The 22,133-nt window shown below is 69.8% G+C and carries 18 protein-coding genes; 12 read left to right on the forward strand and 6 right to left on the reverse strand.

Going from position 1 to position 22,133, the window contains the following annotated elements; genetic code table 11:
- The first annotated feature begins 21 nt into the window (after positions 1–21).
- Positions 22–1,191 carry an acyl-CoA dehydrogenase family protein gene (locus tag HHX31_RS11830; protein ID WP_169948096.1) on the forward strand — a complete coding sequence of 390 codons (1,170 nt, stop codon included), beginning with the start codon at positions 22–24 and terminating at the stop codon, positions 1,189–1,191.
- Positions 1,188–3,305: an acetate--CoA ligase family protein gene (locus tag HHX31_RS11835; RefSeq protein ID WP_249345871.1), complete on the forward strand. Its 2,118-nt coding sequence runs from the start codon at positions 1,188–1,190 to the stop codon at positions 3,303–3,305. The genes HHX31_RS11830 and HHX31_RS11835 overlap by 4 nt, the downstream gene beginning before the upstream one ends.
- A gap of 369 nt (positions 3,306–3,674) precedes the next feature.
- On the opposite strand, the gene HHX31_RS11840 is transcribed toward HHX31_RS11835, so the two are convergent.
- Together HHX31_RS11840 and HHX31_RS11845 are read right to left on the reverse strand one after the other, a co-directional pair.
- Entirely contained in the window at positions 3,675–3,992 is a 318-nt protein-coding gene (locus HHX31_RS11840; protein WP_169948098.1) for a helix-turn-helix domain-containing protein, read from the reverse strand.
- Positions 3,993–4,094: 102 nt separating this feature from the next.
- Positions 4,095–4,991: a hypothetical protein gene (locus HHX31_RS11845; protein ID WP_169948100.1), complete on the reverse strand. Its 897-nt coding sequence runs from the start codon at positions 4,989–4,991 to the stop codon at positions 4,095–4,097.
- Between the two features lie 360 nt (positions 4,992–5,351).
- On the opposite strand from HHX31_RS11845, the gene HHX31_RS11850 reads away from it, so the two are divergent.
- The gene (locus HHX31_RS11850) at positions 5,352–5,777 is read left to right on the forward strand and encodes a cellulose binding domain-containing protein (RefSeq protein WP_169948102.1); all 426 of its coding nucleotides are present in this window, start codon (positions 5,352–5,354) and stop codon (positions 5,775–5,777) included.
- Between the two features lie 142 nt (positions 5,778–5,919).
- On the opposite strand, the gene HHX31_RS11855 is transcribed toward HHX31_RS11850, so the two are convergent.
- Positions 5,920–6,546 (reverse strand): Uma2 family endonuclease, encoded by a 627-nt coding sequence (locus HHX31_RS11855; protein ID WP_169948104.1) that lies wholly within the window; start codon positions 6,544–6,546, stop codon positions 5,920–5,922.
- Positions 6,547–6,957: 411 nt separating this feature from the next.
- Here HHX31_RS11855 and HHX31_RS33595 point away from each other — a divergent pair, with 411 nt between their 5' ends.
- Complete coding sequence (locus HHX31_RS33595) at positions 6,958–8,478, forward strand: serine protease (protein WP_211589575.1); 1,521 nt, start codon at positions 6,958–6,960, stop codon at positions 8,476–8,478.
- Positions 8,479–8,556: 78 nt separating this feature from the next.
- On the opposite strand, the gene HHX31_RS11865 is transcribed toward HHX31_RS33595, so the two are convergent.
- Both HHX31_RS11865 and HHX31_RS11870 read right to left on the reverse strand, forming a co-directional pair.
- Positions 8,557–9,684 carry a thiolase C-terminal domain-containing protein gene (locus tag HHX31_RS11865; RefSeq protein ID WP_169948106.1) on the reverse strand — a complete coding sequence of 376 codons (1,128 nt, stop codon included), beginning with the start codon at positions 9,682–9,684 and terminating at the stop codon, positions 8,557–8,559.
- On the reverse strand, positions 9,681–10,103 hold the full coding sequence (locus HHX31_RS11870) for a Zn-ribbon domain-containing OB-fold protein (RefSeq protein ID WP_169948108.1): 423 nt from the start codon (positions 10,101–10,103) through the stop codon (positions 9,681–9,683). The genes HHX31_RS11865 and HHX31_RS11870 overlap by 4 nt, the downstream gene beginning before the upstream one ends.
- A 233-nt stretch (positions 10,104–10,336) precedes the next feature.
- Between HHX31_RS11870 and HHX31_RS11875 the strand changes: the two genes are divergently transcribed.
- Entirely contained in the window at positions 10,337–11,659 is a 1,323-nt protein-coding gene (locus HHX31_RS11875; RefSeq protein ID WP_169948110.1) for an MFS transporter, read from the forward strand.
- A 115-nt stretch (positions 11,660–11,774) separates the two neighbouring features.
- Here HHX31_RS11875 and HHX31_RS11880 read toward each other — a convergent pair whose 3' ends face one another.
- Positions 11,775–12,410, reverse strand: a complete 636-nt coding sequence (locus HHX31_RS11880) for a TetR/AcrR family transcriptional regulator (RefSeq protein ID WP_169948112.1) — start codon at positions 12,408–12,410, stop codon at positions 11,775–11,777.
- Positions 12,411–12,480: 70 nt separating this feature from the next.
- Between HHX31_RS11880 and HHX31_RS11885 the strand changes: the two genes are divergently transcribed.
- The 7 genes from HHX31_RS11885 (at position 12,481) to HHX31_RS11915 (ending at position 22,086) form a co-directional block, all read left to right on the forward strand.
- Positions 12,481–13,464 carry an ATP-binding cassette domain-containing protein gene (locus HHX31_RS11885; RefSeq protein ID WP_169948114.1) on the forward strand — a complete coding sequence of 328 codons (984 nt, stop codon included), beginning with the start codon at positions 12,481–12,483 and terminating at the stop codon, positions 13,462–13,464.
- Positions 13,461–14,315, forward strand: coding sequence for an ABC transporter permease (locus HHX31_RS11890; RefSeq protein ID WP_169948116.1), 855 nt, complete (start codon positions 13,461–13,463; stop codon positions 14,313–14,315). Before HHX31_RS11885 ends, HHX31_RS11890 begins: the two co-directional genes overlap by 4 nt.
- A 256-nt stretch (positions 14,316–14,571) precedes the next feature.
- Positions 14,572–15,777: a Cmx/CmrA family chloramphenicol efflux MFS transporter gene (locus HHX31_RS11895; RefSeq protein WP_169948117.1), complete on the forward strand. Its 1,206-nt coding sequence runs from the start codon at positions 14,572–14,574 to the stop codon at positions 15,775–15,777.
- Positions 15,778–15,904: 127 nt separating this feature from the next.
- Positions 15,905–16,981 carry a polyprenyl synthetase family protein gene (locus HHX31_RS11900; RefSeq protein WP_169948120.1) on the forward strand — a complete coding sequence of 359 codons (1,077 nt, stop codon included), beginning with the start codon at positions 15,905–15,907 and terminating at the stop codon, positions 16,979–16,981.
- Between the two features lie 160 nt (positions 16,982–17,141).
- Positions 17,142–18,515, forward strand: a complete 1,374-nt coding sequence (locus HHX31_RS11905) for a family 2B encapsulin nanocompartment shell protein (RefSeq protein ID WP_169948352.1) — start codon at positions 17,142–17,144, stop codon at positions 18,513–18,515.
- Positions 18,515–20,737 (forward strand): terpene synthase family protein, encoded by a 2,223-nt coding sequence (locus HHX31_RS11910; RefSeq protein WP_249345872.1) that lies wholly within the window; start codon positions 18,515–18,517, stop codon positions 20,735–20,737. Before HHX31_RS11905 ends, HHX31_RS11910 begins: the two co-directional genes overlap by 1 nt.
- Positions 20,734–22,086 carry a family 2B encapsulin nanocompartment shell protein gene (locus tag HHX31_RS11915; protein WP_169948122.1) on the forward strand — a complete coding sequence of 451 codons (1,353 nt, stop codon included), beginning with the start codon at positions 20,734–20,736 and terminating at the stop codon, positions 22,084–22,086. Before HHX31_RS11910 ends, HHX31_RS11915 begins: the two co-directional genes overlap by 4 nt.
- Positions 22,087–22,133: the final 47 nt, after the last annotated feature.

The raw sequence follows: 22,133 nt of genomic DNA on the forward strand, positions 1-22,133 counted from the left end.
TTCTAGAAAAGAGTCGCGTCGATGGACTTCTCCCTGAGCCCAGAAGAACTGCAGATCCGTGACACCATCCGCGCCTTCGTGGAACGCGAGGTCATGCCGCTCGAACCCGAGGTGCTGCGCAACGAGCGCGCCGGTGGCCCGGGGCTCGACCCCGAGGTCGTGAGAGACCTGCGGGCCAAGGCGAAGAAGATGGGCTTCTGGGGCATCAACACCCCCGAGGAGTACGGCGGGGCCGCGCTGGGCCCGGTCATGTCCGCGATCATCGCCATGGAGATGGGGCGGACGTTCGTCCCGTTCAGCTTCGGCGGGACGGCCGACAACATCCTCTACGCCGGCACCGAGGAGCAGAAGCGGCGTTACCTGATCCCCACCATCGAGGGCGAGCGCCGTTCGTGCTTCGCCATCACGGAGCCCGGCGCGGGCTCCGACGCCCGCAACATCCGCACGCGAGCCGTCAAGGACGGCGGAGACTGGGTCGTCAACGGCGAGAAGACCTTCATCACCGGCGGCAACGAGGCCGACTTCGTGATGGTGTTCGCCGTGACCGACCCCGAGAAGGGCGCGAACGGCGGCGTCACCTGCTTCCTCGCCGACCGCGACATGGGCTGGAAGTCCGAGCCGATCCCGACGATGGGCCAGTGGGGCCCGGCCTCGCTGGTGTTCGAGGACGTCAGGGTGCCGGAGGAGAACATCCTCGGCGAGGTAGGCAAGGGCTTCGAACTGGCGATGCAGTGGATCGGCCAGGGCCGCTACATGATCCCGGCGCGGGCTGTCGGCTCGGCCGAGCGCATGCTCCAGATGGCGATCGACTACGCCAAGATCCGGGTCTCCATGGGCAAGCCGATCGCCGAATACCAGGCGATCCAGTGGATGATCGCCGACTCGCAGGTGGAGATCGAGGCCGCCAAGTGGCTCACCCTCCACGCCGCCTGGCGGGTGCAGCAGGGCATGGACGCCCGGCACGCCTCCTCGATCGCCAAGCTGAACGGCGCGGTCATGGCCAACCAGGTTGTCGACCGCGTGCTGCAGATCCACGGAGGCATGGGCTACACGAAGGAACTGCCCATCGAGCGGTGGTATCGCGAGCTGCGCTTGTTGCGGATCTTCGAGGGCACCGACGAGATACAGCGCCGCACCATCGCCCGCAACCTGCTCAGGGGCCACGCCCGCCTCGGCACGATCGGGGAATGAGGATGCCGGTAGGAGAGCTGTTCAACCCCCGGTCGATCGCCCTGGTCGGGGCGACGGACAAGTCCGGCTGGTCGATCAGCACGCTGACCAACCTCCGTACGCACGGCTTCCGCGGGCCCGTCCACCTGGTCAACCCGCGCGGCGGCGTGGTGCACGGCGAGCAGGCCCATCGCAGCCTGTCGGACATCCCCGGCCAGGTCGACCTCGCGTACGTGATGGTGCCCACCACGGCCGTGCTGCCCGTGCTGCGCGAGGGGGCCAAGCTCGGCATCCGTCACTACGTGATCCTCACCGCGGGCTTCGGCGAGACCGGTCCCGGGGGCGCCGCGCTGGAGGCCGAGATCGTCGGCTTCGCCCGCGAGAACGACCTCACCGTGCTCGGCCCCAACGGCAACGGCTTCGTCAACGCCGCCGCCGGCATCACGCCGTACGGCCTGCCCATCCCGGCTCCGCTGCTGCGGGGACCGGTCGGCGTGGTGCTGCAGAGCGGCGCGCTGGCCAGCTCGGTGCTCGGCTTCGCCCAGGCGCGCAACGTCGGGATCAGCCTGCTCACCTCGATGGGCAACGAGTCGCTCGTCACCGTCACCGACGTCATCGACTATCTGGTGGACGACCCGGCGACCAAGGCCATCGCGCTGTTCCTCGAGTCGGTCCGCGACCCGGCCGTGTTCTCCCGGGCGGCGCGCAGGGCGCTGCTCGCGGGCAAGCCGATCGTCGCGCTGAAGATCGGGCGCAGCAGGCTCGCCTCGCGCACCGCCCAGGCCCACACCGGCGCGCTCGTCGGCGACGACAACGTCATCGACGCGGCGTTCCGGCAGCTCGGGGTGGTGCGGGTGCGGTCGCTGGAGGACCTCGTCATCACCGCGGGCCTGCTCGCCGAGGTCGGCCCGCTGCCGGGCCCACGGATCGGCGTCGTCACGCCGTCGGGCGGCGCGTCGGAGATCATCGCCGACCGGGCCGAGGACGAAGGGCTGGAGCTGCCGGCGTTCGCCCCGGAGACCGTCGCACGGCTGCGGGAGATCGTGCCCGCCTTCGGGACCGTGCAGAACCCTCTCGACGTCACCGGCTATGTGCTCATCGACCGCACGCTGCTCGGCCGCGCGCTGGAGGCCGTCACCGCCGATCCCGGCGTGGACGCGGTCATGCTGCTGTCGGACCTCCCGCGCGTCGCCCCGCCCGACCCCGAGCCCGTGTACGCCACCTTCTCGGCGAGCGCCAAGCGCGTGGCCGACGCCCCGATGCCGGTCGTCGTCGTGAGCAACACGCTGACCGACGTCACCGAGTTCGGCCGCGACGTCCAGCGGAAGACCGGGTTCCCGTACGTCGCGGGCGGCATCGAGCACGGCGTGCACGCCATCGGCGCGGCCGTCCGATGGGGGCAGGCGTACCGCGCCGCCGTCGAGGCGGCGGGCGCGCGGGTCCCGGCGGGTGCCGTGGCGAGCGCCCCGGCGGCCGAGACGAGGACCGGCGTGTGGGCCGAGCACCGCGCCGCCGCCCTGCTGTCGTCCGCCGGGATCCCGGTCGTGCCGGGCGAGCTGGTGTACGACGAGGAGTCGGCGGTGGCGGCGGCGGTCGGGTTCGGCTACCCGGTCGTCCTCAAGGCCGCCGCGGAAGGGCTCGGCCACAAGAGCGACATCGGCGGGGTCCGGCTCGGCCTGTCCGGCGCGCGGGACGTCGAGCGGGCCTACCGCGAGGTCGTGGCCGCCGCGGCGGCGGCCGGCCTGGACCGGGTGGGCGCGCTCGTCCAGCCGCAGCGCGGCGGCGGCGTCGAACTGCTGGCAGGCGTCGTACGCGACCCGTCGTGGGGGCTCACCCTGGCCGTCGGCCTGGGCGGGATCTGGGTGGAGGCGCTGCGCGACACGGCGCTGCGCGTCCTGCCGGTGGACGCGGCCGAGGTGCGGCGGGCGCTGGACGAGCTGCGCGGCACCGCGTTGCTGCGGGGCGCGCGCGGCACCGAGCCCGCCGATCTCGACGCCGTCGCCGAGGTCGTGGCCCGCGTGGCCGCCCTCGCCGAGAGCCTCGGCGACGACCTGGAGTCGCTGGAGATCAACCCCCTGCTCGTCCGCGGCTCCCACGTGGAAGCCCTCGACGCCCTCGTCACCTGGCGGGGGTGAAGCCGGTCGTCCATCCGCGCCCGGCGCACCACCGCCGAGCGCGGACGGACGGCAGAAGCGTCCGGCGAATTCCGGCGCGACTGAAAAGTATTGCCGCATGGACGCGCGATCGGGCCGAGAAACTGTGAAGTATGCCTCGGGAATTGTTCGACAGCGCATGCCGAGTGGCTCACGATCACATTGCCATTAATCTGGCGATTCGCTATACCGAGCGTCTCGCGAGTGCCGGGGCGGTCTGCTCGGTCGGCTCCCGTCAGGCGAGCAACCAGCGAGCACAGGGATCGCTTGACCATCGCCGGGTTGCTCACGAACCCCGAGCGGGGCGGTCGCCACAGTGCCGCGCCCAGCATGACGTTCTGATCGAGTTGGTCATGCGATCGCGGCGATATCACCGTCATCGAAGTAGATCGACTGGTGGAGTCGCCCTCCGAGAGCGGCCGCGTAGCGGGCCAGGATGTCCTGGCCGGAGATCTTTCCTTGCTCGATCTGGGAGACGCGCCCCTTGGTGACCCCCATGCGCTCGGCCACCTGCTGCTGGGTCAGGCCACGGCTGCGGCGGATCTCCGCCAGCCGATGCCCCTGAACCTCGGCCAGAAGCTCCCGCTTACCGGCTTCGACCGCTTCCTCCCCGCCGGCCCGCTCGACATGCTCGGCCCGGATATCCTTCCAACGAACGTACCCGCTCACTTTCCCTCCTCCTGCTGAGCGCGCTCCTTCAGGTAGACCTCATACCGGTGCTCGGCCAGCGGAATGGCCTCCTCGTACCAGCTTTTCCATCGCCCGGCCTTGTCACCGGCGACCAACAGGATGCTGGAGCGCCACGGGTTGCAGTGCGGTCTGGCGGGGGCCGGGCGGCAGGATCGACCCGGCGACCCATACCTCCCGTTCCGACACCACCGCCAGCTTCTTGAGATCGACCTTTGAGCCTATGGGCCAGGGAGGTGCGGGCACGACCGTCCAGTGGCGTCCGTCCCAGCGCTCAACGGTGGATCCGCTGTCCCCGTCACCGGTCAGCGCCCAGAGGCCCCCGGAGGCACCGGCCTCTAAGTGACGGATGCCCGGCCAGGTGGATCGAGGGTCCGATGTGTCGGACCAGCCGGAGGGGGACCAGCGGGCGAGCCGCGGCCGCCAGCGCGGATCTCCGGCGGCGCCCTCGTCCTGACCTCCGGCGACCCACACCTCCTCGGGCCCGGTGACCACGGCGTCCTTCACGTAGACCGGAGGTTTCCAGGGTGGTCGTCCCCGGGCCGACCACCGTCGGCCGTCCCACTGCCACGCGTTCGCGTCATTGTCGAAGATCCATACGTTGCCAGGGGAAGCCCCGGACACCACTTGGGGGTAGCGCAGGCCCGGCGGCAGTGCCACGGACTGCCAGGCGCGGCCGTCCCAGTGCAGAACCGGGCCGCTCTGTCTGTCCTCGCCAGGGCTGCCCACCGCCCAGGCCTCGTCGTCCCCGGTCGCGGCGATGCTCTCCATCACGGCGCCGGTTCCGGCCGTTCTGATCTCCGTCCAGGTTCCGCCGGACAGAGACGGAACCCCCTCAGGCCGGGTGACCGCCGCTGGTGTGCCCGCCGTGGAGGCGGGGGAGTCGCGTACGTCCACGCCGCCGCCCGAGCATCCGATCGCAGCAGCGCCCAGCGCCCCGATCACGGCGAGCCGTCCGATCGCGCAGATTTCCGGTCGCATCGCCCAATGATCGGGGCGACGCGGCGAGATGTCCCCGGAATCGATGTAGCGGGCAGCGTTCACCCGGCATCATCGGAACGACCCTGGACCGCTATCGCGCCGGTCGCAAGACCACCATTCCGGCGCGTCTGAAAAGTGCGATTCGCGACGTCGAGTAGGGCATTTCCGCCGACCTCCATAAAGTGACCGCTATGTGGCCGACGGTGAAACTCCCAGCTCGGCTCGCTGAAGCGGCGAACGTACGCGTGACAGGGTCCGGGAGTCGCGAAATATGCGCAGGGAATTGTTTGACAGCGCATTTCTAGTGGTTCACGATCTTATTGAAATCCGTTTCACGGAATGCCGCCCTGAGGGGGATCGATGCGTTTTCTGCGGGCTTCGTCGGGGATCGGTGTCGCCGCGATTCTCCTGGCCGCGTTGTTCACGGGGCCCGCCCAGGCGGCGCCCGCCGACGTGCCGGCCGGTTACGACTGCGCGGTGACCTACACCAGCGTCGGGTGGACCACCGGTTTCTATGCCATCGTGACGATCGACAACACCGGCACCCAGGTGTTCAGCCCCTGGATCCTGCAGTTCGTCTTCCCCGGCAGTCAGACCCTCAGCGTCGGCTGGAGCGGGACGTGGTCCGCGACTCCGCCGAGCGTCCAGGCCACCAATCCGGTCTGGCACGCGAGCATCGATCCCGGCACGAGCTTCCAGATCGGCTTCACCGCCAACGGGGCCGACGAACACCCCACCGGCTTCACGCTCAACGGGGTCCCCTGTGCGGTGACCTACGGGCCTTGATGACGGCAGTGCGTTCCATGCCCATGGCGGACGGCCAGTCCGCTTCATGGAGCCGACGCGACGCTACGGCGGTCCCCCGACGGCGAGGAGCGCTTGGCCCGGACACGGCGTCGACGAGCTACCGCCGAATGGCCGGTTGAGTTCAGAACTGCAGTTCGGCCCAGTCGACGGTGATGGGGATCGGGTTGCTCACGACGGGAGCCTCGCCGGGCTCGTCCTTCATGAGGGTGCCGATGTGCTTGTAGAGCATCGACGCCCGGTCCAGCCGGTAGCGCTCGATGGCCGACACGCCGGTGCGGTCCAGCCGGACGATCCAGTAGTGCGGGATGCCGGCCTTGGCGTACTCACCGAGCTTGTCCGTCGTGTCCTGGGTCTCCGATCCCGGAGACACGATCTCCACCACGAGCAGCGCGTGCTCGGCACGAAGACGCTCACCCTGCTCGCGGTTGAGGCACCGGTAGAGCGCGACGTCGGGTCTGCGGTTGAGCAACGGCAGGTCCCTCAGGCGCAGATCCACGTCATTGTTCACGGTGAGGCACTCATGCCCCTTGCTCATCGCGGCGCGTGCGTGCCGCTCCAGCAGGTTGGCCAGTCGCCTGCCGGCGATCCGCTGATCAGGCGTGGGAGCAGCACAGTGGGCCACGTAGCCGTCGACGATCTCGATGGCTTTGGCGATCTCCTCGGGGAGCGCGTCGTACTCCTCCGCGGTGACGCGGGTCGGCTGAGGGCGGATGCTGAGAAGCCAACTGTCATCCGGCAGAGCGGCCAATCCGGCGTCTCCTCGTCACTGTCCACTGGACGAGCAAAGCCTACGGTCAGCGGGGCCGAAGCGCCGGGTGACCCTCGAGCCGTCATCGGGATCGGCACCGCTGGAACGACACCCTGTTTCCGTTACCCGGCAGAGTCGGCCGGCTTTGACGCGGGGGAGTACCTCGTGGTCGCACCGGCCGGTGTGATCTCACTCACATCTCGGCTTGAACGATTCCGTCGGGGAAGTTGCAGAACACTGTCAATGATCAGCGAGAACGCGCTTATGGGGCGGTTGGGCCAGGGTTACGGTTACGGGCACAGCATTCATAATCCCCCTATCTACCAACTACCCCTCGTATTACCTTTCTCCCGTTCCTTCACTGACGCATGGGGCGCAAGTGACGTCCCACGACAGACCAGGGAGAAATCCATGAAGCGCATTCTCGCCCTCGGCGGGGTCGCGGCGGGCCTGCTGGCCGCCGCCGCCGTCGCCGCGCCGGCTCAGGCCGACACGGACGTCGCCCCGCCCGTGAACCTGGCCAACACGAACTTCGCCGCTCAGCAGGTGGCGGCGTTCTGGTACGGCCAGGCCAAGGCGAACCTGATCAACGCGACGCCGTACAACGTCGAGACGACCGTGCCTTCGCGGCACGTCTCGACCGGTGGCGCTTCGGCCGACAGCAAGGCCGGTGTGGTCGGCTCCAGTGGTGACCAGAAGGCCGCCACGAGCAACCTGAAGAACGTCAACCTGCCGAAGACGACCGGCAAGGTGTTCTTCATCGGCGCGGACAACAAGCCGCACTGGTGCTCGGCCACCTCGGTCCAGAGCCAGTACAAGAATCTGGTCGCGACCGCGGGTCACTGTGTCTACGACACGGTGAGCAACAAGGCCACCCTCGACAAGTGGGTGTTCATCCCGGGTTACTACCAGGGCAAGACCCCGTGGGGCATCTACGTGGGTAAGACCGCGTACACCCACTACGACTACGACGTCTACGAGGACGGCGACCGCGACTACGCGTTCGTGACGGTCTACAACGGCGTCCAGGTCACCGACGTGTCGGCCGACAAGGTCAAGAACTGGGTCAAGAACCGCACGTTCGACACGCGCGCGGAGGCGGAGAAGGCCAAGAAGGACCTCGAGCTCAAGACCACCGGCTGGACCGGAGAGATCGTTCCGGTGCACACCAGCAAGCTCGCGAAGGCGGGTGACAAGGAGGTCGAGAGGCGGTACACGCCTATCGTGGCAAACCAGGCGAAGGAGGCCCTGGGGATCCGCAGCAAGGAAGAGGCCGAGGCCCTGGCTCGTGGCGCGACCTCCGAATGGGTGAGTGAGTACAAGACGTCGGGCATCACCATCACCCGTGTCAGCAGGGCGGAGTTCGGTCCCGGCGACGCGGATCACTGGTCGGAAGACGAGATGTTCTTCTACTTCCAGAAGAACAACGGCTTCTACAAGGCCAGCATTTGGGTTCTCTTCGACGTGGACTTCAAGCTGAAGGGTCACCTTGTCGACATCGCTCTGAAGGACGTCGGCACCCTGGGTGGCAACGTCGGTGGTCAGGGCCTGGCCTACAACCAGAAGGTCGGGACCGCGGTCTTCGTCTTCGGTTACCCGAGCGGGTCGCACCCGGACGGCAACTACGCCTTCTCCGGCAAGACCCTCAAGTGGGCCTACGGCAAGACCTTCAAGGCCGCTGCCCCGGCTCTCAAGGCCGAGGAGCTCGTCGGCGTGAAGTCCTCCTTCACCGGCGAGGGCTCCATCGGTTCGTCCTGGCTGTACCGCTACAGCAACACCAAGCGTCTCGGTTACCTCAACGGTGTGACCATCGCGGTCTCCGACACCGACGGCAACAAGCGCATCGACACCAGCGTCTCCCCGTACTTCGACGGTGAGACCCTGGCCGTCTACCAGTACGCCGCGAAGTTCGCTTCCGGCAAGATCGTCTGAGCACCCCTCTGACGCTCTGACTGGACCAAGGAAAGGGCCCGGCCTCCAGCCGGGCCTTTTTCTTGTCCGGTGCGGTGGTCAGGGGCGGTGGTTGGACAGGACGAGGGTTGCGGCGGAGGCGAACATGCCGCCGTTGCCGAGGACCACGCTGATCTCTACATCGGGCACCTGGGCGGCGGCCTCGCCGCGCAGTTGCCGTACGGACTCCTGGATGGCGAACATCCCGTACATGCCGGTGTGGGTGTAGGAGAGGCCGCCGCCGTTGGTGTTGAGCGGGAGACGGCCGCCGGGGGAGGTGTGGCCCTCGGCGATGAACGGCCCGGCCTCGCCGCGCTTGACGAAGCCGAGGTCCTCCAGGCCGTATATCGGGACGTGCGCGAAGGCGTCGTAGATCATGAGGTGGTCCACGTCGTCGTGCGCGATGCCCGCCTCGGCGAAGGCGGCCTCGCCGGAGCGGCGGAAGGCGGCGGAGGTGGTGAAGTCCTCCATCTGGGAGATGATCGGCGACTCGGCGGACTCGCCGGAGCCGAGCAGGTGGACCGGCGACCTGCGGGCGCGCTCCTCGGACGTCACGATCAGCGCGCCGCCGCCGTCGGTGACCAGGCAGCATTCCAGCAGGTGGAAGGGGTAGGCGACCATCCGGGAGGCGAGCACGTCCTCGACGGTGATCAGGTCCTGGAACATGGCCCGGGGGTTGCGGTGCGCCCACCGGCGCTGCGCGACCGCGACCTCCGCGAGCTGCTCGTGCGTGAGCCCGGTCTCCTTCATGTAGCGCAGCGCCGTCAGCGTGAACATGGTGGGCGGGCCGAGCACGCCGTACGGCATCTCGAACTGGCCGATCAGCGAGTCGGGGCCGAGGGCCGGCCGGGGTGCGCCGACCCGCGACCGGCCCGACTCGCCGTGGGTGATGAGCACGGTCGTGCACAGCCCGGCCCTGATGGCCGCGGCGGCGTGCCGTACGTGGAAGAGGAAGGACGAGCCGCCCACGCCGGTGCCGTCGAGCCAGGCCGGGGCGATTCCGAGCGCGTGGGCGATCTGGATCGGGCCTGGCACGCCGACGGTGGCGACGCCGTCGATGTCGTCCTTGGTCATCCCGGCGTCGGCGAGCGCGTTGCGCGCGGCCTGGAGGTGGAGCTGCGCGGTGGACATGTGGGGCAGCTTGCCGAGCTCGTCGGTCTCGGCCGCGCCCGCGATGACGATGTTCATCTGGTGGGACCTCCAGCGGGCTCGAAGAGGGGGACGCGCACGTCGCCGCGCTGTTCGAACACCACGCGCAGCTCCATGTCGAGGGGCAGGTTCTCCGGGGTGATCTCGACGCCGACGATGTTCGTCATCATCCGCACGCCCTCCTCCAGCTCCACGACCGCGATCGCGTACGGCCCGTCCTGCTCGAAGCCGGGAGCCGGGCGATGGTTGATCACGTACGAGTAGAGGGTGGCCCTGCCGCTGGCCGTCACCCAGGCGACGTCGTCGGAGCCGCAGCGGGGGCAGGCGGGCCGTGGATAGAAGTAGTGCCGCGCGCAGGCACGGCAGCGCTGGATCCGCAGGACTCCCTCCGCCGTGCCGTCCCAGAACGGCTGGGTCTCCGGCGTCGGCTTCGGGACGGGTTTGGGCGATGCGGTCATCGTTCTCCTCTGAGGCGGAGGGAAGTCTTAGAGCTGGATTCTAGAACCTGGATCTAAGTTTGGCGAGAGCCCTCTGCCGCGGGCTGAGGGCTCCGTCGTCGCGCGGGTCCGGAACGGCTCCTCACTGCCCCTTGACTCCGGCGGTGAGGAGGCGGAACATTCATGGAAATGAATTCTAGAGCTTGCTTCTAGAACTCATTCCAGGACGGGGGGATGACGAGAAAGGCGTGTCTATGGGCCTGTCCTACGTACGCGAGCTCGACGAGTACCCCACCGGGGGCCGTCGCATGAAGATCCTCACGATGGCCGTGCTGGCCGTTCTCATCGGCTCCTATGAGGCGCAGATCGCTCCGGTGGTCCCCCTGCTCCTCAAGGACCTCGACATGTCCCTCGCGACGTACGGCGCGGTGTCCGGGGCGGCGGCGGTCGCGGGGGCCGTCGCGTCGGCGGTCGGCGGCAGGCTCACCGACCGGCTCGGCAGGGTGCGCCTGCTGGTCCCGCTCATGCTGCTGACCGCCGTGTGCTGCTTCGGCATGACGCTCGTCCACGACCCGGGTGACCTGCTGATCGCCAGGATCGTGCTGGCCTTCGTCGACGGGGTGGCGATGGCGAGCACCGCGCCGCTGGTCCGCGACTTCTCGCCGCGCCTCGGCCGGGCCCAGGCGTTCGGCTTCTGGACCTGGGGTCCTGTGGGGGCCAACTTCCTCGCCGCCGCCGTCGCGGGCTGGACGCTCCCGATCTTCGACGACTCCTGGCGGTCGCAGTTCGTCATCATGGGCTGCTTCTCGCTGGTCATCTCGATCGTCATCGCGCTCAACATCGCCGACCTGTCGCCCGAGTTGCGCGCGCAGATCCAGCACACCGAGCGCCGGTCCATTGACGTCGTCGACCTGACCAGGCCGGCCAGGGTCACCTCGCTGTTCGTCCGGCGCAACATCTGGGCGCACGTGATCGGCATCTCGCTGTGGCTGGTGCTCTACGTCACGCTCACGCTCTTCGGGCAGACCATGCTGGTCGGGGCGCTCGGCATCACGGCCGCGGAGGCGTCCACGATCATGGCGTGCTTCTGGAGCCTCAACCTGATCACCCTGATCGTCGCCGGGCGTCTGTCCGACCGCACCCAGTTGCGCAAGCCGTTCACCCTGGGCGGCACCGTGGCGGCCGTGCTCGTCACCGCCTACCTGGCGTCACTCCTCGGCGGCCAGGACGTCTCCAGCGGCATGCTGATGATCGTCGGAGCGCTGCTCGGCGGCTCGCTCGGTGTGGCGTACGGGCCGTGGATGGCGAACTACTCCGAGGACGCCGAGGACGTCGACCCCCGGCTGCAGGGCACGGCCTGGGGGCTGTTCGGCTTCCTCACCAAGGCGATCGCCGTGGTCGGCCTGCTGGTCATCCCGCACGTGGTCGAGGCCACGAGCTGGCAGACCTGGCTGGTGGTCTCCCTGGTGTGCCTGGCGCTGTTCGGGCCCGCCGTCTTCCTGTTCCACGGCCCCTGGCGGCGCGAGCGCGCCGAGACCGTGGACGGCTCGGAGGCCAGGGTCGCGGTGGCCGAATAACAGTCAGGCCGAATAACAGTCAGGCCGAATAACAGTCAGGCCGAATAACAGTCAGGCCGAATAACAGTCAGGCCGAATAACAGTCTGGCCGAGTAGCGGTCAGGCCGAACAGCAGTCAGGCCGGCGGGTAGCCGCCCAGGCCCGCGCCGAGCAGGCCGAAGACCCGTTCGACGTCCGCGCGGTGGGCGCGCTCGATCTCCTCGTCGGGCCCGCCCGCCGCGACCCGCTGACGCAGCCGCCGGTACAGCGTCCGCTGCGCCCCGACCAGCGTCGAGGCGACGATGCCGGGCAGCGGGTCGCCGGGCTCCGCGCCCGCCTCGGCCGCCAGCGCGTCGGCGAGCACCCGGACGATCCGCTCGTTGACCTCGTGCATCTTGCGCTGCAGCGAGGGGTTGCCGCTGACCAGCTCGAAGAAGCCGCGCGGATGGTCGAGGTCGCGCCGCATGCCGGGGACGAGCCTGGTCTGCGCGAGGCACAGCGCGCGGAAGGAGTCGAGGATCGAGACCCCGGCAGGACGGTCGGTGACCGCCGCCAGGGACATGGCCTCCCGGTCCTCCGCCCGGTAGAAGACCAGGTCCTCCTTGGTCGGGAAGTGGTTGAACACCGTCTTCTTCGACACCTGCGCGGCAGCCGCGATCTCATCCACGGTGACCTCGTCGAAGCCCCGGGACCGGAAGAGCGCGTTGGCGGTGTCGGCGATGAGCTGGCGGGTCCGGCTCTTCTTCAGCTCCCGCAGCCCGCCCGCACTCATGGGCACAGCGTATCGTCCCCTTTCTTACATCTAGTGTACTGTTACACCAAGTGTAACCAAAGGGGGCGCGATGACGTATCCGGCGGTGGTCGCCACCGGTCTGACCAAGCACTACGACGACGTCGAGGCCGTACGCGGTCTCGATCTGACCGTGCGGAGAGGGGAGATTTTTGGTTTCCTCGGCCCGAACGGCGCCGGCAAGTCCACGACGATCAGCATGCTCTGCACGCTGACCACGCCCACGGCCGGACAGGCGCGCGTGGCCGGATACGACGTGGTGCGCGAACGTGACGACGTCCGGCGCTCGATCGGGCTCGTCTTCCAGGACCCGACGCTGGACGGCTACCTCACGGCCGAGCGCAACCTGCGCTTCCACGCCGAGCTGTACGGCGTGCCGCGCGCGGACGTCGGTCCGCGGCTTCGGGGCGTGCTCGAGATGGTGGGGCTGTGGGACCGGCGCGGGGCGAAGGTCGCGACGTTCTCGGGCGGCATGCGACGACGACTGGAGATCGCCCGCGGCCTGCTGCACTCGCCGCGGGTGCTGTTCCTCGACGAGCCCACGGTGGGCCTCGACCCGCAGACCAGGAGCTCGATCTGGGCCTACATCAGGGAGCTGAAGGAGGCCGAGGACATCACGGTCTTCCTGACCACCCACTACATGGACGAGGCCGAGCACTGCGACCGCATCGCCATCATGGACGGCGGCCGGGTCATCGCGCTCGACACCCCGGACGCGCTGAAGGCCGGCGTCGGCAAGGACCGCGTCCAGATACAGGCCGACGACGGCGCGGCGGCGGTCGCCGCCCTGGACGAGCGGTTCGGCATCCGGGCGGTCGCGTCCGGCGACGTGGTCGTCTTCCACGTGGACGAGGGTGAGCGGTTCGTGCCCGAGCTGTTCTCCCGGCTGGGGCTGCCGATCCGCTCGGTCAGCGTGGCAAGGCCCAGCCTCGACGACGTGTTCATGTCCTACACCGGCCGGTCGATCCGCGACGCCCAGGTGAACGGCGCACGCGGCCTCGGCGCGCTCGCGGCGGCGCGGGGAGGCATGCGATGACATTGCCGATCACGAGGGTGCGGGTGCCGGGGCGCGGCGTGGCGAGCGAACTGCGCGCGATCAAGGTGGTCTGGCAGCGCGAGCTCATCCGGTTCTTCAACGGCCCGCTGCGGATCCTCACCTCTCTCGTCCAGCCGTTCCTGTTCCTCTTCGTCCTCGGCACCGGCCTGTCGCAGCTCACCTCGGGCGGCACCGGCGGGCTCGGCCTGCGGACCTTCCTCTACCCGGGCATCCTCGCCATGGCCGTGCTGTTCACCGCCATGTCATCGGCGGCCTCCATCGTCTGGGACCGCGAGTTCGGCTTCCTGCGGGAGATGCTGGTCGCGCCGGTGTCCCGCGCGTCGATCGTCGTCGGCAAGTGCCTGGGCGGGGCCACGGTCGCGGCCGTCCAAGGTCTCGTCGTCATCTGCATCGCCGGGGCGGCGGGCGTTCCGTACGCGCCGGGCCTGATGCTCGGGGTGTTCGGCATCCAGATCCTGCTGGCCTTCACCATCACGGCCTTCGGGGTCGCGATGTCCGTGCGGGTGCGGCAGATGCAGTCGTTCATGGCGCTCAACCAACTGCTGATCATGCCGCTCTACTTCATGTCGGGCGCGATGTTCCCCGCGTCGAACCTCCCCGCGTGGCTGGCCGTGCTCAACCGGATCGACCCGTTGTCCTACGCCGTTGACCCCATCAGGCGGCTGGTCTTCGCCCATCTGGACCTGGCTCCCGCCGTACGGGACCGGCTCGCGCCGGGGATGACGTGGGGCGGCTGGCATGTCCCCATCCCGGTCGAGGTGGCGGTGCTCGCGGCTCTCGGGCTCGCCCTGCTCGTCACCGCCGTCGCCCAGTTCGGCAGGGCCGACTGAGCGTCGGCGGCACGGCCCGGTGTGCGGGAAAACGGGTGGACGCCGACGGGCGTCGGGTGGATATCGTGTGGGCCATGTCGAGCCCCGAGGCATCCAGGGTGGGGGCTTTCGGTCACGCCGTCAGCCCCCTGCACCACTGAGTTCGCCAATCCGTCGTCCCGCCGCGCGTCCGCGGCCGGGCGCGTGCGCTCGCGGGTGCTGACCGCGGTGACGAGACGCCTCCTTCTCGTGCTTCTCATCGCCTCGGAGCCACTCGATGCCTCTTTCGCTCTATTCGCTCGCCGTGGCGGTCTTCGCCATGGGCACCTCGGAGTTCATGCTCGCCGGCCTCCTGCCGGACATCGCCGCGGACCTCGGCGTGACCGTCGCGACGGCGGGCACGCTGACCTCGGCCTTCGCGATCGGAATGATCGCCGGAGCCCCGCTCATGGCCGGGCTCGTCCGCGACCGGCCTCCCCGGTCCGGCCTCCTCGCTTTCGTCCTCGTCTTCGTGGCGGCCCACGTCGTGGGCGCCGCCACCTCGAACTTCCCTGTCCTGTTCGCGAGCCGGATCGTCGCCGCGCTCGCGAACGCGGGGTTCCTCGCCGTGGCCGTGACGACGGCCGCCGCCGTCGTCCCCGCGAACCGTAAGGGCCGGGCTCTGGCCGTGCTGCTGTCGGGAACGACGGTGGCGACCGTCGCGGGGGTCCCGGGAGGGGCGGTGCTCGGCGCGATGTTCGGGTGGCGGGTCACGTTCTGGGCGGTCGCCGTCCTCTGCGTGCCCGCGGCCGCCGGCATCCTCTGGGGCATCCCGGCGCGTTCCGGGCGGGCGGGCGAGGCCGGCGGGCGGGTGCCGCGACCGGGACTCGCGCGGGAACTCGCGCAGCTCAGGAGCCCGCGCCTGATCCTGGCCATGCTGCTCGGCGCGTTGGTGAACGCGGCGACCTTCGCGAGCTTCACCTTCCTCGCCCCCGTGGTGACCGGCGCCGCTGGGATGGATCCGCTGTGGATCCCCGTCGTCCTGGTGCTCTTCGGCGCGGGCTCGTTCGTGGGTGTCACCGTCGCGGGACGGCTGTCCGACCAGCACTCCGGGCTGGTCATCGCAGCAGGCGGCCCGCTTCTGCTCATCGGCTGGCCGGCGCTGGCCGTCCTGGCCGGAGAGCCGGCCCTCCTGCTCACCCTGGTGTTCGTCCAGGGCGCGCTGTCGTTCGCCCTGGGCAGCACGTTGATCACGCGGGTCCTCTACGAGGCGGCGGGAGCGCCCGCCATGGCGGGCTCGTACGCGACCGCGGCGCTCAACGTCGGCGCGGCCGCCGGGCCGCTCATGGCCGCGGCCACCCTCGGCACCGCCGCGGGAGACCTCGGCCCACTGTGGCTGAGCGGGCTTCTCGTCGCGATCGCCCTGCTGATCGCCCTGTTGATCGCCCTGCCTCCCGCGGTCGTGCGGCGGGAGCGCCCGCCATGGCGGGCTCGACCCCGCTGAACCGTGCGCCTTGAACTGTGCGCACCGGCGAGAAGTTCCGACTATCGGAACTGGTGGTTCTACTTTGCGTGTTCATTAAGTAACTTTCCGCGAGGGGAAACCGGCTCGTCGAGCGAGGAGACCGACCATGACGGCGGGAATCGTGGACACGTCCATCACCGGCATGACCGGCCGGGTGCGGAGACGGGTCGACGAGCTGCTGGCCGGTTTCCTCGACGCGCGGCGTCCGCCGGTCGGCGACCAGGACGTCGCGGAGGGCTACCGGCTGCTGCGCGAGTTCGTCGTCGAGGGCGGCAAGCGCATCCGGCCGCTGCTGTGCTACTGGGGCTGGCGGGGCGCGGGCGGCGAGGCGGCGCACGACGACCGAGCCGTCGCCACCGGCGCGGCGCTGGAGCTCTACCACGCCGGCCTGCTGATCCACGACGACGTCATGGACGGCAGCGAGCTGCGCCGTGGACGGCCGACCATCCACACGGGGCTCGCCGGGGTCCCGCGACGGGCGGCGGCCGAGACCTTCGGCCGGTCCGCCGCCATCCTCCTCGGGGTGCTCGCGCAGGCATGGGCGGACGAACTGTTCGCGGACGCCACCGCCGCCGACGTGCGGGGACGGGCGGCCCGTCAGTTGTTCAACCGGATGCGCACCGAGGTCATCACCGGGCAGTACCTCGACATCCTGGCCCACACGCGCGCCGACTCTGACGTCGAGCAGGCCCTGACGGTGATCCGCTACAAGACCGCCCGCTACACGGTGGAGCGCCCGATGCAGATCGGCGGGGCGCTCGCCGGGGCGCCGCCCGCCCTGCTCGACGCGTACTCCCGGTTCGGACTGCCGCTGGGGGAGGCGTTCCAGCTGCGCGACGACGTCCTCGGCGTCTTCGGCGACCCCGCCGTGACCGGCAAGCCGGTCCTCGACGACCTGCGCGAGGGCAAACGGACCGTGCTCATGGCGAACGCGTACGCGCGGGCACGGGGACCCGAGCGCGATCTGCTGCTGACCTGGCACGGCGACCCGGGCCTGGACGAGCGGCGGGCGGCCGAGCTCCGGCAGGTCATCGTCGACACCGGCGCGCTCGACGAGGTCGAGGAGCTCATCGCCCTGCGGGCCGCGCAGGCGATCGAGGCGCTGGGCGACCCCGCGATCGTCCCGGAGGCGGCGCGCGCGCTCGCCGTGCTCACCGAGCGGCTCACCCGCCGCGTCCGGTGACGCGTGCGACCGGCAGGCGCGGGCCGGGGCCCTCCCGGTCCGCGCGTCCCTGACCTTTCTCTCCTCCCCTCCGCCGGTCCGCGACGAGCGTGACCAGTCACCGAAACACCGGCCGCCGTGCCGACAACAGATGGGGTGAAGCGCTGTGACCGAAACCACGATGCCGAACGACAACCGGCTCAGCCTGAGCACCAGGGCCGCGCGCAACCTGGCCACGACGACCAAGACCCCGCCGCAGATGCAGGAGATCACCTCCCGTCATCTGCTGCGCGTGCTGCCGTGGATCGAGGCGGTGGGCGGCGCCTACCGGGTCAACCGGCGGCTGACCTACCAGATGGCCGACGGGCGGGTGACGTTCGTCTCGACGGGAGCGGACGTGCGGGTCATCTCCGCCGAGCTGTGCGAGCTTCCCGCCCTGCGCGGCTTCGGCGACGCCGACGTGCTCGCCGCGATGGCGGACCTGTTCACCCAGAGGGAGTACGAGTCCGGTCAGCTCATCGCCGAGGCAGGCGCTCCCATGGACGAGGTCGTGCTCCTGGCCCACGGCAAGGTGGACAAGCTCGGCCAGGGGGCGTACGGCAACGAGACGCTGCTCGGTGTCCTGGCCGACGGCGAGTACGTCGGCGAGCAGATGCTGGTGAACGCGGACGCGCGGTGGGAGTGGACGGTTAAGGCCGTGACGCCGTGCACCGTGCTCGCCCTCCGCAGGGAGGAGTTCGAACGGCTGCTCACCCTGTCGGACGGGCTGCGCGAGCACGTGCAGGCCTACCACGAGGACCCGGACCGGCCGGTGAACCGGTACGGCGAGGCGGAGATCGCGTTGGCGGCGGGGCATGTGGGTGAGGCGACGCTGCCGGGGACGTTCGTGGACTACGAGCTGGGGCCGCGTGAGTACGAGCTGAGTGTGGCGCAGACGATCCTGCGGGTGCATTCGCGGGTGGCGGATCTGTACAACGAGCCGATGAACCAGACCGAGCAGCAGTTGCGGCTGACGATCGAGGCGTTGCGAGAGCGTCAGGAGCACGAGCTGGTCAACAACCGCGACTTCGGGTTGTTGCACAACGCCGATCTCAAGCAGCGCGTGCACACCCGCTCGGGCCCGCCCACCCCCGACGACCTCGACGAGCTGCTCGCGATGGTGTGGAAGAACCCGAGCGTCATGTTCGCCCACCCCAAGGCGATCGCGGCCTTCGCCCGCCAGTGCAACAGCAGGGGCATCTACCCGCAGACCGTGGAGATCAACGGTCAGAAGGCGCCGGCCTGGCGCGGGGTGCCGATGCTGCCGTGCAACAAGATCCCGGTCAACGACAAGGGCATCAGCTCGATCATGGTCATGCGCCTGGGGGAGAAGGACCAGGGCGTGGTCGGCCTGCGCCGCACCGGGCTGGCGGACGAGTACGAGCCCGGCCTGTCGGTGCGCTTCATGGGCATCGACGACAAGGCGATCATCTCCTACCTGGTGACCACCTACTATTCGGCGGCCGTCCTGGTCCCCGACGCCCTCGCCATCCTGGAGAGCGTCGAGGTCCTCTGATGTCCTACCGGCTGCCGGACTTCTACCTCCCTTATCCGCCACGGCTGAACCCGCACGTGGAGACGGCCCGGGCGCACACCCGGGGATGGGCGGCGGACATGGGCATGCTCGACGACCCCGACATCTGGACCGCGGAGTCGCTGGAGGCGATGGACTACGGCCTGATGTGCGCCTACACCCATCCCGACTGCTCCGCCCCGGAACTCGACCTGATCACGGACTGGTACGTGTGGGTCTTCTACTTCGACGACCACTTCCTGGAGACGTTCAAACGCGGCAGGGACCTGGACGGCGCCCAGGACTACCTGGACCGGCTCGACGCGTTCATGTCGGACGACCCGCCCGAGCCGTCGAACCCCGTGGAGCGGGGCCTGGCCGACCTGTGGCCCAGGACCGTGCCCGCCATGTCCGAGGCGTGGCGGCACAGGTTCGTCCTGGTCACCCGGGATCTGCTGCAGGAGTCGATGTGGGAGCTGTTCCACATCGAGCGGGATGCCGTCTCCAACCCGATCGAGTACATCGAGGAGCGCAGGAAGGTCGGCGGCGCGCCGTGGTCGGCCGCCCTGGTGGAGCACGCGGCCGGTGCGGAACTGCCCGCGAGGCTGGCGGGCTCCCGCCCGATCCGGGTGCTGACGGAGTCGTTCGCCGACGCCGTGCACCTGCGCAACGACCTGTTCTCCTACGAACGGGAGGTGCTGCGGGAGGGTGAGCTGTCCAACTGTGTGCTGGTCTGTGAGCGTTTCTTCGGCTGCGATACCGATCTGGCCGTGGAGATCACCAACGACCTGCTCACCTCCCGGCTGCACCAGTTCGAGCACACCGCGCTGACCGAGTTGCCGGCCCTCTTCGCCGACGAAGGGGTCCTGCCGCCCGAGCAGGCGCTGGTGCTGAGCTACGTGAAAGGGCTCCAGGACTGGCAGGCGGGCGGACACGCCTGGCACACCGCCTCCAGTCGCTACACCAAATCGGGAGGCCTCCCCGGGCCGCTCGGCATGAACGTCTCCCTCGCCCACCTCACCGGCGCGGGCGGCCTGCGCAACCACACGCACACGCCGTACCAGCGGGTCTCGGTGCGGCTGCCGAAGCCGTACATGCCGTTCGAGGTGCGCGACAACCCGCACCTGGACGCGGCACGGGCGGCGGACGTCGAGTGGTGCGCGGCCATGGGCTTCTTCGACGGGGTCCCCGGCATCCCGGCGACGGCCGTGTGGAACGAACCGCAACTCGTCGGCTTCGACCTCGCCCTGTGCGCGTCCGGCATCAACCCGGACGCCACAGCCGAAGAGCTGATCCTGGCCACCAACTGGCTGGCCTGGGGGACGTACGGCGACGACTACTACCCCCGGGTCTACGGGCCGGCGCGGGACCTGGTCGGGGCGAAGCTCGGCAACCGGCGGCTCAAGGAGTTCATGCCGCTGGACCTCGTGCCGAGGCTGACCCCGATGACAGGGCTCGAACGCGGGCTGGCCGACCTGTGGCCGCGCACCGCGGGGCCGCTGCCGGAGGAATCCCGCCGGGACTTCCGCGCCGCCGTCGAGGACATGATCGACAGCTGGGTGTGGGAGCTGGACAACCAGGCCAGGCACCGCGTGCCCGACCCGATCGACTACATCGAGATGCGGCGCGCGACGTTCGGCTCGCAGATGACGATGAGCCTGGCCAGGCTGGCGCCCGGCCGGGTCATCCCCACGGAGATCCACCGCACCCGCGAGTTCCTCGGCATGACCGACGCGGCCCAGGACTACGCGTGTCTGCTGAACGACCTGTTCTCCTACCAGAAGGAGGTCCAGTTCGAAGGGGAGCTGCACAACGCCGTCGTGGTGCTCGGCACCTTCTTCGACTGCGCCCCCGACGAGGCGGTGACCGCGGTGGACGCGCTCATGACCAGCCGGATGCGGCAGTTCGAGCACATCACCACCGTCGACCTGCCCGCCCTGCTCGACCGCATGGAGGCGCGGGAGGAGGTGCGGGAGTCGGTCGACGGATACGTGTCCGACCTGCGCAACTGGATGGCGGCGATCCTGCGCTGGCACGAGCGGTCCCGGCGCTACTTCGAGGAGGAGCTGCGCAGGGGTCCCACGGCCCGGTGGTCGCAGGGCCCGACGGGCCTCGGCACGGCCGGCGCGCGCATCCTGTCCATCGCGCCGCCGGCGCTCACGCCGCCCTCCGGGCCGGCCGGCCTCGCCGCTGATGGTCTTCCGCTGCCGGTGGGGGCGCCATGACCGAGCCGCGCGACCTTCCGGGCGCTTCGCGCCTGACCCTGAGCACGGCCGCCGCGCGGAACCTGGCGACCACCACCAAGACGCCGCCGCAGATGCGGGAGATCACTCCGCGGCACCTGCTGCGCGTGCTGCCGTGGACCGAGGTCCAGGGCGGCGTCTACCGGGTCAACCGCAGGCTCACCTGCACGGTGGGGGACGGACGGGTGAGCTTCGTGTCCACCGGTGCCCGGGTGCGGGTCGTCCCGGCCGAGCTGTGCGAGCTGCCGTCCCTGCGTGATTTCGGCGATCTCGACGTCCTCGGAGCGCTGGCCGACCGGTTCGTCCAGCACGACCTGCGCCCGGAGGAGCCGGTGCCGCGGGGACAGGTCGTGCTCGTCGCCCACGGCAAGATCGCACGTGTCGGCGCCGGCGCGTACGGCGGCGAGGCCCTGCTCCAGGTCCTGGCCGACGGAGACCACCTGGGCGACCTCGCGGGTCCGGGGGCCGCGCCCGCCAAGGCACTCACCTCGTGCATCGTCCTCGTCCTCGAACGGCCGGCACTGGACAACCTGACCGCGTTGTCCGAGGGCCTGCGCGAGCACCTCGGCCGTCCCGTGTCGGCGCGACCGGTGAACCGGCACGGCGAGGCGGAGATCGCGCTGGCGGCGGGGCATGTGGGTGAGGCGACGCTGCCGGGGACGTTCGTGGACTACGAGCCGGGGCCGCGTGAGTACGAGCTGAGTGTGGCGCAGACGATCCTGCGGGTGCATTCGCGGGTGGCGGATCTGTACAACGAGCCGATGAATCAGACCGAGCAGCAGTTGCGGCTGACGATCGAGGCGTTGCGGGAGCGTCAGGAGCACGAGCTGGTCAACAACCGCGACTTCGGGTTGTTGCACAACGCCGATCTCAAGCAGCGCGTGCACACCCGCTCGGGCCCGCCCACCCCCGACGACCTCGACGAGCTGCTCGCCCGGCGGCGCAGCTCGCACTATTTCCTCGCCCATCCCCGCGCCATCGCCGCCTTCGGGCGGCAGTGCACCAGGCGCGGGGTGTATCCGGACGTCACCGAGGTGAACGGGGCGACGGTCATGTCGTGGCGGGGGGTGCCGATCCTGCCCTGCGACAAGATCCCGGTCAGCGAGGACGGGCTCAGCACCATCATGGTGATGCGCACCGGCGCGGAGAAGCAGGGCGTGGTCGGCCTGCGCCGCACCGGGCTGGCGGACGAGTACGAGCCCGGCCTGTCGGTGCGCTTCATGGGTGTCGACGACAAGGCGATCATCACCTACTTGGTGACCACCTACTATTCGGCGGCCGTCCTGGTCCCCGACGCCCTCGGCCTGCTGGAGAGCGTCGAGGTGGACTGAGGCGCGCCGCCTCCGGCCGGGGACGCTCGCCGAGCGCCCCGGCCGGA

Origin of the sequence: Microbispora sp. H11081, assembly GCF_012999535.1 — a bacterium.
Lineage (GTDB): Bacteria > Actinomycetota > Actinomycetes > Streptosporangiales > Streptosporangiaceae > Microbispora.